The sequence below is a fragment of the Tenacibaculum sp. A30 genome (assembly GCF_051200845.1).
Taxonomy (GTDB): domain Bacteria; phylum Bacteroidota; class Bacteroidia; order Flavobacteriales; family Flavobacteriaceae; genus Polaribacter.
Genome location: NZ_CP195160.1, coordinates 2,172,673 through 2,189,127 on the forward strand (window position 1 = coordinate 2,172,673; position 16,455 = coordinate 2,189,127).

Below are 16,455 nucleotides of genomic sequence, written 5' to 3' on the forward strand. Positions count from 1 at the left end.
ATGTCTAAAAATATAAAATTGAGGTTTTTACAGTACGCCAACCTCTTTCATACACTCTTTCATCATTTGATAAGTGCGTTCAATATCATTGTCTAATCCGATAGAAAAACGGATTAATCCATCGGTTAATCCCATTTCTTTTTGTTCGTCTAAAGGAATTTCTGATGAAGTTGAAGTGCCTGGAGCCGAGAATAAGGTTTTATAAAAACCTAAACTTACAGCTAAATATCCTAAGTTTCTATCTTGCATTAGTTCCATTAGAGCATTGGCTTTGTCTAAAGAACCTGCATCAATAGTTAACATACCACCAAATCCGTATTCTTCATTCATCATCGATTTAAAAACTTCATGAGATGGATGTGATTTTAATCCAGGATATACTGTTTTTAAACCATCAGCTTCAAACTTTTCGGCTAAATAGTTAGCATTTTTACTGTGTTGTTTCATGCGAATATGAAGGGTTCTCATATTTTTTAAGATAGATGAAGCGCGTAAAGAATCCATAGAAGCTCCTAGTAGCATACTTGCGCCATCAATAACGCTTTTTTGTGAATTGATAAAATCTGTAGTTCCACAAACAACACCTCCCATAGTATCAGATGAACCGTTGATGAATTTTGTTAAACTATGAACTACGATATCAGCACCTAATTGAGCTGGCGAGATTGATAACGGAGAAAATGTATTATCGACAACCAACTGTAAATTATGTTTTTTTGCAATCGTTGCTAATGCTTTAATATCTGCTACCTCTAAAAGTGGGTTACTTACAGTTTCACAGTAAATCATTCTAGTGTTTTTGTTAATAGCAGCTTCAACTATGTCTAGTTTTGTGATATCTACAAATGAGGTTTCAATTCCCATTTTAGGAGTAAAATTCTTCAAAAAGGCATAGGTTCCGCCATAAATAGTTCTACTAGAAACTATATGATCGCCCGCACCGCAAATTTGTAAAATAGTTGGCGTGATCGCTCCCATACCCGTAGCAGCAACATTGGCTGTTTCTGTTCCTTCCATAGCAGCAAGAGCTTCTGCTAAATATAAGTTTGAAGGAGAAGAGTGACGAGAATATAAATAGCAACCGTCTGTATTTCCTTCAAAAGTATCAAACATTGTTTTTGCTGATAAGAAAGTGTATGTAGAAGAATCAGAAATTGAAGGGTTTACACCGCCGAATTCTCCAAAATATTGTAGGTCTTGTATGTTGTTTGCAGGTTTAAATTTCATGTTGAATTGAATTAGTTATTTAATGACTACTAAAATCAGTATTATGGGTTAAAAAATCAATAGAAGATGCTTTTTATGGTTTTTTAAACTAAATTTGTAATGAATATTAGACTTTATTACATTTTTATTGTAGTGATAGTAATTTAAATAGATTTTTTTTCAGATGAACCCTCCTAGAGGGATTAAGTAAATCAGAATAATTAATTAAAACCGATTCAAATGAAATTAGATAAAATAGATAGGAAATTGTTGGAGTTACTTCAAGTTGATAGTAAACAAACAACTAAGCAGTTGTCTTTGCACTTGGGGTTATCGGTTACTGCAGTTTATGAGCGAATAAAAAAACTTGAAAAAGAAGATGTTATTAAGCAGTATGTTGCCTTAGTAAACAAGAACAAAATCGGAAAATCGTTTTTGGTGTTTTGCCATATTCGATTAGAAAAGCATACTAAAGAATATATTGCTGTTTTTGAAAGAGAAATTAATAAACTAGAAGAGGTAACCGAATGTTTTCATGTAAGTGGTGATTACGATTATATTTTAAAAATCTACGTAAAAGATATGGATGAATATCGTGAGTTTATGGTAAATAAACTTACGGCCTTAAAACATATAGGTAGTACCCATAGTATTTTTACTATTGGTGAAGTTAAAAATTCTATAGCAATAGCTTTATAAAGTCTTTTGCTGATTTTTATAAAAAGAATCGGCTTGTAGTTTCATTAAGTTACGAGCCATTTTTTGTTTGTAATTGTACAATTCTTCTTCTGTTTTTAAATCGGAATAGACTTTATTGTTGAGATTTATGTCAGTTTGTAGAATAGCTTCTCTTTGATGAACTTGTTGTTGAATCCAAGTTTTTACTTGAGATTCATGGTTTTCTAGTTTATAATCGTATTCACTTTTTGAGCTGATAAGTTTCGCAAAAATAGGGGCGGTCTCAATTGCTAAAAACAACAAGAATATAAAGAAGGAAGGTAGCCAAGGTAATTTGTTTAAAGCATTAACGCGAGCCATTAATCCATCAAAATTAGAAATGATAGGTTGGGTTTGTGTTTCTTTCAATTTCTGATTTTCCAGTAAACTGGTTATGGTAGCTTCTTTCTGCTGAATCTTGTTAGTGTTTTCAGTTTTTAACAGATTCAATTCGGTAAGAGCAGCATCGTGTTTGTCTCTTTTCTCTTTATAAACAGGACCTTTGCCAATAAGTTTCGTGCCTTTTCTTCCTTCAGCTTCTGCAATATAAGTTTCATAAAGTGTATTGACTTCTTGTTCTTTGACGGTTATCTCATTTTTTAATGAAGTGATTTCAGCATTGATTTTCTCGATTTCAGGAGTAAATTGTTGCGCAATTTGAGTTTTGTTATCCAGTGTCATCTGGTTTTTTTCAGTCAACAATACTTGATTGATTTCTTTTTCGAAAATTTTTAATTCTAACGGTTTAGAAATTACCACAGCAATAATCATTGCTAACAATAATCTTGGAAGCACCTGCATAAGTTCTTTTCGTTTAGATTCACTTTTTTTTATGGTAGAAACAATAAGTCTATCTAAATTAAAAATGAGCAGTCCCCAAATAATTCCGAAGAAAATAGCTGTATAAATATTGTCAAAAACTGTAAATAAAGCATAGGCAGAAGCAATGGTAGCCATTAAAGCAGTGAAGAAAACGGTAGCACCAATACCCGCATATTTATTTTGCTCTCCGTTGGCACATTTTTCAAGCAAGACTAAATCTGCCCCCGAACAAAGAAGGAAAAATCGTTTTAACATAAAATAAGCTTGTAATTTAATAACGAGTGGTTTAGGGTTTTGTTACAAAAAAAGCCTCTTTTAAGAGGCTTTTAACAAGTATATGTTTTAAGTGTCAGTTATTTATTACTAATAACATATACTGATCCTGTACCATCTTTATTTTTTTTAACCTCAACTTTTTTTATGTTTTTAGGTGCTATTTTGTCTAATTTTTCCTTAGAAATAAGCTTGCCATTTAAGTAATATTTTATATCAGATGTGTTAATGGTGCTGGTATTTTTATTGACCTTCTTACTATAAAATTTAATTATTTTTTTAGAATTAGTTTCCTGTGTTTGTATGCTAAAATCTTTTTCTTTTTTTGTAAACTTAACGGCTTCTATATGGGTAACCTCTTTATTATCTATATAGTAGGTAGCATTTGGATATTTGAAAACTAACTCTTTTGCACTCATTGGTGGAGGTGGAAGTGGAATGTTTGATACTTCTTTTTTATTTTTTGTTGGCGGAGGTGGTGGTGGAAGTTGCTCTTTTATTTTTTGTATATATTCTTTTGTGTTTAACTGATACTGATGTTCTTGAGGGAAACGTTTGCTCCTTGCATTTTTATGTACAAAACTTCCTGAGTAGTTATAAAAGTCGGTGTTTTTATAATTGTTTAAAACATTGTTATCAACTGCTTTTCCGTCAATCCAAATGGCATACTTTTTAGTATTTTTTAAATCTTGAAATAATTTATTAGACAAAGCTTTTTGTTTCAATCTAGTTGGTGGGGGAGGTGGTGGAATCATTTTCTTTTCTTCCTCAGTTAATTCTGAGAATTTTTTAGAAATAACATTACCGTCTTTTGTGGTATAAGTCAACGTTCCATTTTTTCTGTTAACTATTCTTTTTAGCTTTGGTATTGAGTCATTTTTTGTAGATGTGTGTTTTGCCTTATTACTAGCTGGTGGAGGAGGTGGAAGTAACTTTTTATCTTCTTTAGTTAATTCATTTTTTAATTTGTAATAAACTTCACCATCTTTTTTTAATCTAACGTAAGGACTATGTGGATGCATAGGTCTCTTTACTTTTGTTTTATCAGTTTTTGATAGGTTAAAATATAAAGAGCCTAATTTAGAGAACAAGTCATTTAATAGCTTTTGTCTTTCTTCAGAACTTTTAATATAATGAGGTTTTTGATTTCTAAGTTCCTCATATTCTTTGTTTAGTTTATTGTAGTCAGTAATTCTATCTTCCCAAACTTTTAAGTGTTCTCCATTGGGTAGCTTCATATTAAAAGTATCTTTCTTTTCCGAAATGCTCATTTTCAGAGAATTTGCCTGATTAAGCTTGTTTTTAATATCTTCTAATAAAAAAGAGTCATTAGCTATTTGTTCTTTTAGAAGTTTATCTTTTGTAATTTTTGAGTCTATCAGTTTATTATTGTTTTCATAGGCTTCTACTCTTTCGGCAAAAAGAAATATAAAACCTGCTAATACGGGTATTACCGCCAGTTTTTTTAGTAAGATTTTGGTACGTGAACTTTGTTTTGTCATCATTAGTAATCTTTTTTTAGTTAATAAATAATTCAAATTACTGGCCAAGTAATATTCGTTGTTCCAAGCAGTTCTATTCAATAGTAAATATTGATACTCGGTTGTATTTTTATGTGTTGTAATTACTTCGTTATCTGCTAAAAATTCGTGATTTAACTTAATAGCTTTTTTAAGGAATATAAATGTCGGATTTATCCAAAACATCACTTGTAAAAACTCAATGAGCAATACATCAAATGTGTGTTTTTGTAAGGCATGTGTTAATTCGTGTGTATAGAGTTCGGTTTCTATTTTATTTGAATTGTATTCATCTTTGTTAATGAAAATATAGTTCCAAAATGTATGTGGACTAATAACATCGTTAACTAAAACAAGCGTAGCTTTTTCCTTTTTAATTTTTTGATGGTGTTTAGTTTTGAGATAAATGCTTGCCAGATTTTTTATAAAACGAATTAAAAGAATCAAAGCAATTATTACATAGGCAAAGATTAGATATTGTGTGTAGTTTACTTCTTGTACTTGAGGAGTAACGACCTCCGTAGTTATACTGCTGTCTACAATCATCGGAACAAATACTTCGGATGCCTGCGGAGCAACTTCAATATATATTTTATAAAATGGAGCTAAAAATGAAAACAATACGCTTCCTAACAGATAAAATCGGTTGAATCGATGCATTTTTTCTCGCTCTAATATCAAATGATAAAAGGCAAGCAACAAGGCTAAACAAATTCCTGATTTGATTAAATACGTTACCATTATTGTTGCTTTTTAATTTGCTGATCGATAATTTTCTTTAAATCTTCTAATTCTGAAACTGATAAATCTGTTTTTTCAGTAAAAAATGAAGCAAATTGGCTTGCCGAATTGTTAAAAAAGTTTTTAATCAATCCGTTTACGTGCTTAGAAAAATAATCTGATTTTTTAACCACAGGAAAATATTCTCTTGATTTTCCATACAACTTATAATCTACAAAACCTTTGTCTTTCATCCTTTTTAATAAGGTCGCAACTGTTGTTGTTGCTGGTTTAGGTTCAGGAAACTCGGCTAAAATATCTTTCATAAAAGCTGTTTTTAGCTTCCATAAATATTGCATTACTTGTTCTTCGGTTTTTGATAACTGCATTTCTACAAAATTAGAATTAACTCTACAAATGTAGAAATAATTTTTAGTTCTACAAATGTAGAGTTTGTTTTTTAATAAAGAATTAATAAACTATTTGTCTAAGTAACAATCAAATATTTGTTATTTTGAAGAAAAAAATAAAAGTATGAAATTTATAACAGCACTTCTATTATTCTGTGTGTTTTCGGGGTTTTCTCAAGAAAAGTTTGAGCGTGAGTTTAGAATTTCGACAGAAGAAGTTCCACAAAAAGCACAAAATTTTATTAAACAAATCGAGTTTGATAAAAAAGTAAAATGGTACATGGAAGAAAGCCAAGATGGAAAAGCTATTGAAGCTAAATCTTATAAAAAGAATTATAAGTATAGTGTAGAATTTGATTTGAAAGGGAATGTGCTTGATGTTGAAAAGAAGATTAAATGGAAGGAGATTGAATCATCTGTTAGAAAAAATATTGAAAATTCATTGAAAAAGGAGTTTGAAAAGTTTACAATTAGAAAAATTCAGGTTCAATGGAAATCTGATGAGGAAACATTGTTGGGTTTAATCCGTGGTGATAAAGAAAACAAAACGGATGTGCTTTATGAAATAGTGCTTAAGGGGAGAAAAGAGGGGTCTACAAGTTTATATGAAGTGTTAATCAAAGCTGACGGAACAATTATAAAACAATTAAAGTTTGCTCCATCTAACTCATTAAATTTAGAATTCTAATGAAAAAAGAACTTGTATTTTTAGTGCTTGTATTGTTTGTGGTGTCGGTTAAAGGACAAACAAGTTTTACATCAGGGTGGTTGCCAAAAGTAGTGGTATCAGCAAAAACATCATCCACTACAAAATGGGTAAATAGTATAGAGGCTAGGGAGATTTTTTATGAAGATGAATTCGCTTTCTCTCATAGTTTGGTAGATATTTCTAGTATTTTTTCTATAAAATCAGATGTGAATAAATCTTTTAATATAGGATATATTCTCCGATTTAAAGATGATGATATTATTCATCGTACAGTTCAGCATTTTAATTTAGTACAAAGTTTTGATGCACTTAAATTAGGGCATCGCTTCGGATTTGAACAATTTTTTGAATCGGGTGAAAAACCTCAATACAGAACTCGTTATCGAGCCTCGTTAGAAAAAGCATTGTCAGGAGATAAAGTAGATGTTAAAGAATGGTATGTAAAATTGTCAAATGAATATTTGTGGCAGTTTAATGAAGAGGATTTAGAAGTGAGATTATCGCCATATTTAGGCTATCAACTTTCAAAAAAAGACAAGCTAGAGTTTGGTCTTGATTATCGTTTAGGAAAATTACTAGATACACCGAAGAAAAACTCTTTATGGTTTAGAACCACTTGGTATATATCTTTATAAAAAAAAGTCATTACAGCTGTAATGACTTTTTTAGTGTTGTTATTTAGATAACTCAGTAAAATACTGATAGAAATATGGAATGGTTTCAATTCCTTTTAAGTAATTCCACACCCCGAAATGTTCGTTAGGTGAGTGAATTGCATCAGAATTCAATCCGAATCCCATTAAAATAGTTTTACTCTTTAATTCTTGCTCAAATAAAGCTACGATAGGAATACTTCCTCCGCTACGTTGCGGAATAGGAGTAACTCCGAAGGTTTCTTGATATGCTTTACTAGCAGCTTGGTAACCAATATTGTCAATAGGAGTTACATATCCTTGTCCTCCATGATGAGGTTTTACTTCTACTTTTACTGATTTAGGAGCGATACTTTCAAAATGCTTTTTGAACAATTCAGTAATTTCTTCCCATTCTTGTCCTGGTACTAAACGCATCGAAATTTTTGCGTACGCTTTTGAAGCAATTACAGTTTTTGCACCTTCTCCAGTATATCCTCCCCAAATTCCGTTTACATCAAGGGTAGGGCGGATAGAGTTACGTTCGTTGGTAGTATAACCAGCTTCTCCATGCACATCATCAATATTTAAAGCAGCTTTGTATTCTTCTAAAGAGAAAGGCGCTTTTGCCATTTCATCACGTTCTTCACGAGATAATTCTTCTACTTTATCGTAAAAACCAGGAATGGTAATATGATTGTTTTCATCGTGTAATGAAGCAATCATTTGTGTCAAGATATTGATAGGATTTGCAACTGCACCACCATATAATCCAGAGTGTAAATCACGATTAGGACCTGTAACTTCAACTTCTACATAACTTAATCCACGTAAACCAGTGGTAATAGAAGGAATGTCGTTAGCAATCATTCCTGTATCAGAAATTAAAATTACATCATTGGCTAATTTTTCTTTATTTCTTGGAACGAACCACGCTAAACTTTCTGAACCTACTTCTTCTTCACCTTCAATCATAAACTTAACGTTACAAGGTAAGTTTCCTGTATGGGTCATGTATTCTAACGCTTTAACATGCATGTACATTTGTCCTTTGTCATCACAAGCACCACGAGCAAAAATGGCTCCTTCAGGATGTATATCTGTTTTCTTAATCACAGGCTCGAAAGGAGGAGAAGTCCATAAATCGATTGGATCAGCAGGTTGCACATCGTAATGACCGTATACTAAAACCGTTGGTAAATTAGGGTCAATTATTTTTTCTCCGTAAATAATAGGGTATCCAGGAGTTTCGCAAATTTCTACTTTATCACATCCTGCTTTTTCTAAGCTTTCTTTTACAGCATCAGCAGTATTTAAAACATCTTGATTGTAAGCTGGATCTGCACTTACTGATGGAATTTTTAATAAATCGATAAGCTCATTAATAAATCGATCTTTATGTTGAGCTATGTAATCTTTTACGTTTTGCATGGGTTGAATATTAATGAACTTCAAAAATAAGAAAAATAGTATACTTGTTCTTGGTAGTTTGCAACTAATGTTTATATTTGCATCCACAATTTCAAAAGTACGCGGGCGTGGTGGAATTGGTAGACACGCTAGACTTAGGATCTAGTGCCGTGAGGTGTGAGAGTTCGAGTCTCTCCGCCCGTACTAATTTAAAGATAAAACCTTAATTCGTTTAGAATTAAGGTTTTTTGTTTTTAATACTGTAAAAGCTAACTATTTCGGTTTTATTAATAACCTTTAGTTATGTAGTTGTGTTAGTTGAATTTTTTTATAACTGAGTCTCTTAGGTGTTAATATTTTAAATATCTTTAACGAAAAGGTATTTATACTGTGCTCACAACATTATTCTTAATTCTATACATAGCTATTATTTTTACCGTTGCGGTTGTTATTATCAATACCGCAACACCACCCAAAGCAATAGCGTACTTATTTTTACTCATTTTTTTCCCTATCGGGGGAATAATTATTTATCTAACTGTAGGAATAAACCATAGAACTTATAAACTCTATAATAAGAAGCTCGAAGTAGATAAAAGCATTTTTATAGAACTTAAAGAACAACTAAAAAACTACACTAAAAAGACGCTATCAACTTCAAAAATTCAATTAAAGCATTTTTACAATCTTTCTAAATTTATACATCAAGAAAATGTTTTGACAAGTAACAATAAAGTTAGTTTGTTACTAAACGGAGAACGCAAATTTCCAGAAGTTATCAAAGCATTAAAAGCAGCCAAGAATCATATACACATTGAATATTATATCTATCAAAACGATACTATTGGAAAACAAATTGGAGCTGTTTTAAAAGAAAAAGCTGCGCAAGGAGTGAAAGTACGTTTTATATACGATGATTTTGGAAGTAAAGATATTCGTAAATCATTTGTAGACTCTTTAATTGAAAGCGGTGTTGAAGCGTATCCTTTTTATAAAATAAAGTGGTTGTTGTTGGCAAACAGAATCAACTATCGAAACCATAGAAAAATTATTGTTGTTGATGGTCAAGTTGGTTTTATTGGGGGAATTAATGTTTCTGATAGGTATATAAATCCTAACAAGTTTAATCGTTATTGGCGTGATACACATATAAAGATTGAAGGGTTAGCAGTGTTAAACTTACAGCGTGTTTTTTTAGCAGACTGGAACTTTTGTGCTGATCAAAATGTTATTGTTAAAGAAGAACTTTTTCCTGTTGATAAACAAGAGATTACAAGCGATCATACTCAGTTGGTACAAGTAATTTCTAGCGGACCAGATTCTGATCATCCAGATATAATGTACGCACTTATTCAGGCAATTTTATTATCAAAAAAAGAAATACTGATAACTACTCCTTATTTTGTTCCAAGAGCTTCTTTTTTAGATGCACTTAAAATAGCTAGCTTAAGTGGAGTGAATATAAAACTATTAGTGCCCAGTGTTTCAGATTCAAAATTGGTAAACGGTGTGTCTAATTCTTTTTATAAAGAAATGTTAGAAATAGGAGTTGAGGTGTACAGGTATAAAAAAGGATTTGTACATGCAAAAACGATGATTTTTGACGAGTTAATTAGCTCTGTAGGAACTGCAAATTTAGATGAACGTAGTTTTGAACTCAATTTTGAAGTTAATGCTTTGGTTTATGATAAAGAATTAGCTTTTCAGCTAAAAGAAGCCTTTTTAGAAGATTTGAAGCACAGCGAAAAAATAGATATAAAACAGTGGAATAGTAGGTCTGTTTTTATACGATTTGCAGAAAGAGTAGCTCGTTTATTAGCTCCTGTTTTATAAAAAAAGCTTCTCAATTTAGAGAAGCTTTTTTATGCAAGATTATTCTTTGATGATAAACATCGATCTACGATTGAGTTGATGTTCTTTTTCTCTACATTCAGTGGAGTTTGTGCACTTATTAATAATAGTTGTTTTACAGACTGGCTTACTTTTTGAACGTTTGAGGGTAATTGATAATCCTTAAGGAGTAGTTGTGTATTTTTTCGAGGATTAATTTTGTAAAGATTATGAATACTGTAAATAAAAAATAAGTAAGATGAAAAAAGTGAGTTTGTTTTTGGCAATAATTGTTTCATTAGTGTTGCAATCATGTGGTAGTTTAAAGAATACAGGAAGTACAGAAGAAGTGTTTTGGGTAAGTGGTATAAAAACAGAATGTAGTGCTGGTGCTGGTAAAATGAACTGTTTAAATATTTATAAAGGAAATAATATTGCAGAGGCGGATTGGAAGCTTTTTTATGCGCCTATCGAAGGATTTACTTTTGAAGAAGGAACCCTTCAAAAAATAAAAGTAAAAGTAGAGCGATTAAACCCTAAAGATGTGCCTGCCGATGCTTCTAGTTTAAAATATACGCTTATTGAAACAATAGAAAATCAATTAGATATCAGAACTCATTTAGCAGGAGAATGGAATGTTACTAGCTTGTATGGAAAAGAATTGAATGAAGAAACAAGCATACCGAGTTTAATAATAGACTTAAATAAAAACAGAATTTCTGGAAACAATAGCTGTAATAATTATACGGCTCAAATAACGAATGCTACGTCGCAAAGTTTAACGTTAGGAGCTGTGGCAACGACAAGAAAAATGTGTTTTAAAATGGATGTTGCTAACAGTTATAACAAAGCTTTAGGAGAAATTAACACTTATTTGATAAAAGGTAACAACTTGATTTTCTTTACTAAAGAAGGAGAAAAAATCGTATCTTTCACAAAATTAGCTAAAAAGGAATCAAAAGCTTTGATAGATGGAGATTGGATTGCAGCTAGAATTGAAGGTGCTCCAATTAATCGAATGGTAAAAACTCCTCGTATAAAAATTTCATTAGAAGAAATGAGATTGTCTGGAAATAATGGATGTAACGATTATACAGCTCTGATTAATAAAATATCAGAAGACAAAATTGAAATTGGACACATTGCAGCTACACAAAAAATGTGTAGAGATATGCAAATCGGTGCTGATTATCTTAAAATGTTACAGAATTCTGTTAGCTTTAAAATGGAAGATAATTCGTTAAAGTTCTATAACAAAGAAGGAGTAGAGACACTTTCATTTTTAAAAATGGTGAAGTAAAACACTAAAAATTAATACATATCATTTTTGTTAAAAAAGGAATTAACAATTTTTTAACTTCGTTTAGTTCGGTTTGTTCCGAACTAAACTTATTTTTGCAGAGTAAATTTTTAATGAAGATGAATAAAGTAGAAAAGAAAAAATGTGAATTAGTTGAAAAGTTGGGGATCTTTTTAGAAAAAAAAGAACAAATGGCTCCTGTGGCGGCAAGAATTTTTTCGCATATCATTTTAACAGGAAAACAAGGAACAACTTTCGAAGATTTGGTGTCGGGTCTTTGCGCGAGTAAAAGTACCATTTCAACACACCTTAATCACCTGCAAGATTTAAAGAAGTTAACTTATTTTACTAAAACAGGAGATAGAAAAAAGTATTTTGTTTTAAATAAAGATACTATGCTTCAGGGAATTAGTGATATGGTTGAAGAATGGAAAGGAGAGAAGCAATTACATATAGAGATTAAGGCTTATAAAGAAGAAGCTAATGAAAATTTAGAAGAAGAGAACCAATTTGAATTAGGTTTTCACGATAATTTCATAGAGTTTTTAGATGGAGCAATTTCATCTATCACCAAATTAAAAGAAACAATTGTAAACCACAAACACTAATAATAAAAAAATGAGAAAAACAAGAATATACGGTATTACCATGCTTGGTATTGTTGCTATGGCTTTTACAGGTTGTAAAAAAGAGCAACAACAAGCTCCTAATCAGCAAAGAGCATTGCCTTTAGCTGTAATAGCTGTTCCTCAAAAAAATGTTACAGCATACACAAGTTATCCAACAACTATTGAAGGTACTGTTAATAGTGAAGTACGAGCAAAAGTTTCTGGTTATATCCAAAAAGTGTTGGTAGATGAAGGTCAAAAAGTAAGAAAAGGTCAAGCTTTATTCAAACTAGAAACGCAATCGTTAAGTCAAGATGCTGGAGCAGCAAAAGCAAATGTTAACGCAGCTCAGGTTGAGGTAGAAAAACTAAAGCCTTTAGTAGAAAAAAACATTATAAGTTCAGTTCAGTTAGAAACAGCAAAAGCAAAATTAGCGCAAGCTAAAAGTGCTTATAATAGTGTTGTGGCAAATATTGGTTATGCTACAGTAAGAAGTTCTGTTGATGGTTATGTAGGAGCAATTCCTTACAGAGAAGGCTCACTTGTAAGTGCTACTAGTGCAAAACCGTTAACTACCGTGGCAAGTATTCAAAAAGTGTTTGCATACTTTTCTATGAATGAAACAGAATACTTAAACTTTCTTCAACAAACAGAGGGTAAAACACTTCAAGAAAAAATTAAGAATTTTCCTAAGGTTGAGTTGGTTTTAGCGAACGGACAAGCCTATGAAGAAAAAGGAACGATTGAAACTGTTACAGGTCAAATTGATGCTAAAACAGGTACTGTAAGTTTTAGAGCAGTTTTTGATAACCCTAACCGATTATTAACTAACGGAAATAGTGGTACAATTAAAATACCTAAATTGTATGAAAAAGCTTTAGTAGTTCCACAATCAGCTACTTATGAGCAACAAGGACAAACGTACGTGTATAGCGTTGGAGAAAATAATACAGCAAACTCAACTTTAATTACTGTTAAAGATAAAAACGACATGTTATATGTTGTTGGGTCAGGTATAAAAAAGGATGATTTAATTGTAGTTAAAGGTATTGGTAAATTAAGAAACGGAATGCCTGTTGAACCACAAAAGGTAGCTTTCGATAGTATTGTAAAGCCTATTAAACCCCTATTTCAATAATATTTTAGATCAGTAAAATTATGTTAAAAACATTTATAGAAAGACCGGTACTATCTACCGTTATTTCGATTATCATAGTTATTCTGGGTGTTTTAGGGTACACAACTTTACCTGTTGAACAATATCCAGATATTGCACCTCCGACCATTCAGGTAAACGCAGTTTATCCTGGTGCGAGTGCTGAAACCATTTTAGAAAGTGTTATCATTCCCATAGAAGAACAAATTAATGGGGTAGAAGGAATGACTTATATGACTTCTTCTGCATCCAATAATGGTACAGCAAACATTACTGTATATTTTGATCAAAAAACAGATCCGGATATTGCGGCGGTAAACGTACAAAACCGTGTTGCTAGAGCCAACCCTTTATTACCACAAGAGGTAATTCAAACAGGGGTAACAACGCAAAAGCAACAAACATCGGCGTTAATGTTCTTGTCAGTATATTCTGAAAACGAAAATTATAACGCAACTTTTGTTCAAAACTATTTAAAAATTAACGTTATACCAGCACTTCAAAGGGTAAATGGGGTAGGTAATGTAAACGTATTCTCTAATCAAGATTACGCAATGCGTATATGGTTAAAACCAGAGAAGTTAGCGGCGTATAATTTAGTTCCAACAGAAGTAACAGCAGCTTTAAGAGAGCAAAGTTTAGAGGCTTCTGCAGGTTCATTAGGGCAAAACGACGGACAAGCATTTTCATATAACATTAAGTATAGCGGACGTTTTAAAACGGAAGATCAGTACGAGAATATCATTATAAAAGCATTAGATAACGGAGAGTATTTACGATTAAAAGATGTTGCTAAGATTGAGTTAGATTCTCAAGGATACGATTCGTATGGTTTTACTGAAGGATATCCTAGTGTTAACATGGGAGTTTATCAAACTGCAGGGTCTAACGCACAAGAAATTATTGAGAACATCAAATCAGAGTTAAATCGTTTATCTCAAGATTTTCCAGAGGGAATCAAATACGAGATTAACTATGATACGAATAACTTCTTAACAGCTTCGATGAACAAGGTAAGAAATACGTTAATAGAAGCTTTCCTATTAGTGTTTTTAGTAGTATTTATTTTCTTACAAGATTTCCGTTCAACGTTAATTCCAGCAATTGCAGTGCCAGTAGCAATTGTAGGTACGTTCTTTTTCTTAAACTTATTCGGGTATTCGATTAACCTGTTAACATTATTCGCATTAGTATTAGCAATTGGTATTGTGGTAGATGATGCAATTGTAGTTGTTGAAGCGGTGCATGCTAAGATAGATGAAGGAGCTACAGATGCAAAAGCAGCAACATTAGATGCGATGCATGAAATTTCAGGAGCAATTATTTCGATTACTTTAGTAATGGCTGCGGTATTTATTCCTGTAACGTTTATTCAAGGACCAACAGGAGTATTCTACGAGCAGTTTGGTATTACGCTTATTGTGGCAATTTTAATTTCAGCAGTAAACGCATTAACATTAAGTCCAGCACTTTGTGCTTTATTCTTAAAAGGACACGATGATCATGAAGATGAAAACAAAAGCTTTTTACAAAAGTTTTATGATAGATTCAACGCAGGATTCAATGCTACTACAGAGCGTTACGGAAGATCATTAGCCTTCTTGTACAAAAATAAATGGATAACAGGATTAATGTTAGTTCTTTCAGGAGTAGGAATTTGGTGGGCAGCTAATACAACGCCTACAGGATTTGTTCCTAGTGAAGACCGTGGAATCATCTTTATGAATGTAGAGTTACCAGCAGGTGCTTCTATGGATAGAACAAATGTGGTTACACAAGAGTTATATAAGAAAGCAAAAGATATTCCAGGTGTTAGAGGGGTAACTGTAATTAATGGTAGAAGTTTAATTAGTGGGGCAGGAACCAACTACGGTTTAGGATTTGTGAAGTTAGAAGATTGGGATAAACGTGAGGCAGACGATCAATCAGCAAATGCTATTATTGGTAAATTGTTTGGTATTGCAGCTACAATTCCTGATGCTAATATCATTTTCTTTGCACCACCAAGTATTCCAGGGTTTGGTCTTTCAGGAGGTTTTGAAGTAAACTTGTTAGATAAATCAGGAGGAAGCTTTGAAGATTTAGATAAAACAACGCAACAGTTTATTGGTAACTTGATGAAGCATCCAGAAATTCAGTACGGTCAATCATCATTCAATACAAAATACCCTCAATACGAATTAGATATTGATGTACCATTAGCTAAAAAATACGGAGTTTCGATAAGTAGTATTTTCTCAACCTTACAAGGATACATTGGAGGAGTTTATGCAGCAGATTTTGCAAGGTTTGGTAAACAATACCGTGTATATGTTCAGGCATTGCCAGAAGATCGTAGCGATGCGAATTCATTAAATGAATTATATATAAAAACAGGTAGCGGAGAAATGGCTCCAATTACACAGTTCGTAAAATTAAAAAGAGTGTATGGTCCACAATCGGTAACACGTTTTAACTTATATAACTCAACAAAAATTAACGGAGCAGCAAACCCAGGATATAGTACAGGTGATGCGATTGCTGTTGTAAATGAAGAAATTAAAAACTTACCAAGTAATTATGAAGTAGCTTACTCTGGTTTATCTCGTGAAGAGGTAAGTGCAGGTAACCAAACAGTCGTAATTTTCTTATTAGTTATCGTTTTCGTTTACTTTTTATTAGCGGCGCAATACGAAAGTTACATTTTACCATTAGCAGTAATCTTCTCGTTACCTTTAGGTGTATTCGGAGCATTTTTCTCAACAAAAGTAATGGGCTTAGAAAACAATATCTATTTCCAAATTGCACTGATCATGCTGGTAGGACTCTTGGCAAAAAATGCGATTCTGATTGTAGAATTCGCAGTACAGCGAAGAAGACATGGAGAAAGTATAGTAGATGCAGCTATTCATGGAGCAAAAGCACGTTTACGTCCGATTTTAATGACCTCATTTGCGTTTATCTTAGGGTTAATGCCGTTAGTATTAGCAAAAGGAGTAGGAGCAGAAGGAAACAACTCAATCGGAACGGGTGCAGCAGGAGGAATGTTAATTGGAACAATTTTAGGAGTATTTGTAATTCCTATTTTATTCATCCTTTTCCAATGGTTGCAAGAAAAAGTATCAAGTAAACCAGCTGTTATTGAAACTAAAGAAGATTAATT

At 32.2% G+C, this 16,455-nt stretch carries 13 protein-coding genes and 1 tRNA gene; 9 read left to right on the plus strand and 5 right to left on the minus strand.

Features of this window, described 5'->3' with window-relative positions; genetic code table 11:
* Window positions 1-27: 27 nt before the first annotated feature.
* Window positions 28-1,227: an aminotransferase class I/II-fold pyridoxal phosphate-dependent enzyme gene (locus ACR9ES_RS10425; RefSeq protein WP_435254174.1), complete on the minus strand. Its 1,200-nt coding sequence runs from the start codon at window positions 1,225-1,227 to the stop codon at window positions 28-30.
* Between the two features lie 219 nt (window positions 1,228-1,446).
* Here ACR9ES_RS10425 and ACR9ES_RS10430 point away from each other — a divergent pair, with 219 nt between their 5' ends.
* On the plus strand, window positions 1,447-1,905 hold the full coding sequence (locus tag ACR9ES_RS10430) for an Lrp/AsnC family transcriptional regulator (protein WP_435254175.1): 459 nt from the start codon (window positions 1,447-1,449) through the stop codon (window positions 1,903-1,905).
* Here the strand turns inward: ACR9ES_RS10430 and ACR9ES_RS10435 are convergent.
* From ACR9ES_RS10435 to ACR9ES_RS10445, 3 genes are all read right to left on the minus strand, one after another.
* A complete protein-coding gene (locus ACR9ES_RS10435; RefSeq protein WP_435254176.1) occupies window positions 1,900-3,000 on the minus strand; it encodes a DUF4407 domain-containing protein in 1,101 nt (366 codons plus the stop codon). The two genes, ACR9ES_RS10430 and ACR9ES_RS10435, sit on opposite strands and share 6 nt — an antisense overlap.
* A gap of 98 nt (window positions 3,001-3,098) precedes the next feature.
* A complete protein-coding gene (locus ACR9ES_RS10440; protein ID WP_435254177.1) occupies window positions 3,099-5,279 on the minus strand; it encodes a M56 family metallopeptidase in 2,181 nt (726 codons plus the stop codon).
* Window positions 5,279-5,647 (minus strand): BlaI/MecI/CopY family transcriptional regulator, encoded by a 369-nt coding sequence (locus ACR9ES_RS10445; RefSeq protein WP_274633384.1) that lies wholly within the window; start codon window positions 5,645-5,647, stop codon window positions 5,279-5,281. Before ACR9ES_RS10445 ends, ACR9ES_RS10440 begins: the two co-directional genes overlap by 1 nt.
* Before the next feature lie 145 nt (window positions 5,648-5,792).
* Between ACR9ES_RS10445 and ACR9ES_RS10450 the strand changes: the two genes are divergently transcribed.
* Both ACR9ES_RS10450 and ACR9ES_RS10455 read left to right on the plus strand, forming a co-directional pair.
* Complete coding sequence (locus tag ACR9ES_RS10450; RefSeq protein ID WP_298996650.1) at window positions 5,793-6,356, plus strand: hypothetical protein; 564 nt, start codon at window positions 5,793-5,795, stop codon at window positions 6,354-6,356.
* A complete protein-coding gene (locus tag ACR9ES_RS10455; protein ID WP_274633382.1) occupies window positions 6,356-7,012 on the plus strand; it encodes a DUF2490 domain-containing protein in 657 nt (218 codons plus the stop codon). Before ACR9ES_RS10450 ends, ACR9ES_RS10455 begins: the two co-directional genes overlap by 1 nt.
* Before the next feature lie 39 nt (window positions 7,013-7,051).
* Here ACR9ES_RS10455 and ACR9ES_RS10460 read toward each other — a convergent pair whose 3' ends face one another.
* Window positions 7,052-8,440, minus strand: coding sequence for a dipeptidase (locus ACR9ES_RS10460; protein WP_435254178.1), 1,389 nt, complete (start codon window positions 8,438-8,440; stop codon window positions 7,052-7,054).
* Between the two features lie 101 nt (window positions 8,441-8,541).
* On the opposite strand from ACR9ES_RS10460, the gene ACR9ES_RS10465 reads away from it, so the two are divergent.
* From ACR9ES_RS10465 to ACR9ES_RS10490, 6 genes are all read left to right on the plus strand, one after another.
* A tRNA-Leu gene (locus tag ACR9ES_RS10465) sits at window positions 8,542-8,623 on the plus strand.
* A gap of 186 nt (window positions 8,624-8,809) precedes the next feature.
* Window positions 8,810-10,252 (plus strand): cardiolipin synthase, encoded by a 1,443-nt coding sequence (gene cls, locus ACR9ES_RS10470; protein WP_435254179.1) that lies wholly within the window; start codon window positions 8,810-8,812, stop codon window positions 10,250-10,252.
* A 256-nt stretch (window positions 10,253-10,508) separates the two neighbouring features.
* On the plus strand, window positions 10,509-11,549 hold the full coding sequence (locus ACR9ES_RS10475; protein ID WP_435254180.1) for an META domain-containing protein: 1,041 nt from the start codon (window positions 10,509-10,511) through the stop codon (window positions 11,547-11,549).
* Between the two features lie 119 nt (window positions 11,550-11,668).
* Window positions 11,669-12,157 carry a GbsR/MarR family transcriptional regulator gene (locus ACR9ES_RS10480; RefSeq protein WP_435254181.1) on the plus strand — a complete coding sequence of 163 codons (489 nt, stop codon included), beginning with the start codon at window positions 11,669-11,671 and terminating at the stop codon, window positions 12,155-12,157.
* A 10-nt stretch (window positions 12,158-12,167) separates the two neighbouring features.
* The gene (locus tag ACR9ES_RS10485; RefSeq protein WP_435254182.1) at window positions 12,168-13,295 is read left to right on the plus strand and encodes an efflux RND transporter periplasmic adaptor subunit; all 1,128 of its coding nucleotides are present in this window, start codon (window positions 12,168-12,170) and stop codon (window positions 13,293-13,295) included.
* Window positions 13,296-13,315: 20 nt separating this feature from the next.
* Entirely contained in the window at window positions 13,316-16,453 is a 3,138-nt protein-coding gene (locus ACR9ES_RS10490) for an efflux RND transporter permease subunit (protein WP_435254183.1), read from the plus strand.
* The last annotated feature ends 2 nt before the right edge of the window (window positions 16,454-16,455 follow it).

Bases quoted from the DNA above. Each gene is read 5' to 3' on its own strand.
- ACR9ES_RS10460 (WP_435254178.1), bottom strand. From the start codon at position 8,440: ATGCAAAACGTAAAAGATTACATAGCTCAACATAAAGATCGATTTATT.
- ACR9ES_RS10475 (WP_435254180.1), top strand. From the start codon at position 10,509: ATGAAAAAAGTGAGTTTGTTTTTGGCAATAATTGTTTCATTAGTGTTG.
- ACR9ES_RS10425 (WP_435254174.1), bottom strand. From the start codon at position 1,227: ATGAAATTTAAACCTGCAAACAACATACAAGACCTACAATATTTTGGA.
- ACR9ES_RS10435 (WP_435254176.1), bottom strand. From the start codon at position 3,000: ATGTTAAAACGATTTTTCCTTCTTTGTTCGGGGGCAGATTTAGTCTTG.
- ACR9ES_RS10450 (WP_298996650.1), top strand. From the start codon at position 5,793: ATGAAATTTATAACAGCACTTCTATTATTCTGTGTGTTTTCGGGGTTT.
- ACR9ES_RS10490 (WP_435254183.1), top strand. From the start codon at position 13,316: ATGTTAAAAACATTTATAGAAAGACCGGTACTATCTACCGTTATTTCG.
- ACR9ES_RS10440 (WP_435254177.1), bottom strand. From the start codon at position 5,279: ATGGTAACGTATTTAATCAAATCAGGAATTTGTTTAGCCTTGTTGCTT.
- ACR9ES_RS10430 (WP_435254175.1), top strand. From the start codon at position 1,447: ATGAAATTAGATAAAATAGATAGGAAATTGTTGGAGTTACTTCAAGTT.
- ACR9ES_RS10485 (WP_435254182.1), top strand. From the start codon at position 12,168: ATGAGAAAAACAAGAATATACGGTATTACCATGCTTGGTATTGTTGCT.
- ACR9ES_RS10480 (WP_435254181.1), top strand. From the start codon at position 11,669: ATGAATAAAGTAGAAAAGAAAAAATGTGAATTAGTTGAAAAGTTGGGG.
- ACR9ES_RS10445 (WP_274633384.1), bottom strand. From the start codon at position 5,647: ATGCAGTTATCAAAAACCGAAGAACAAGTAATGCAATATTTATGGAAG.
- ACR9ES_RS10455 (WP_274633382.1), top strand. From the start codon at position 6,356: ATGAAAAAAGAACTTGTATTTTTAGTGCTTGTATTGTTTGTGGTGTCG.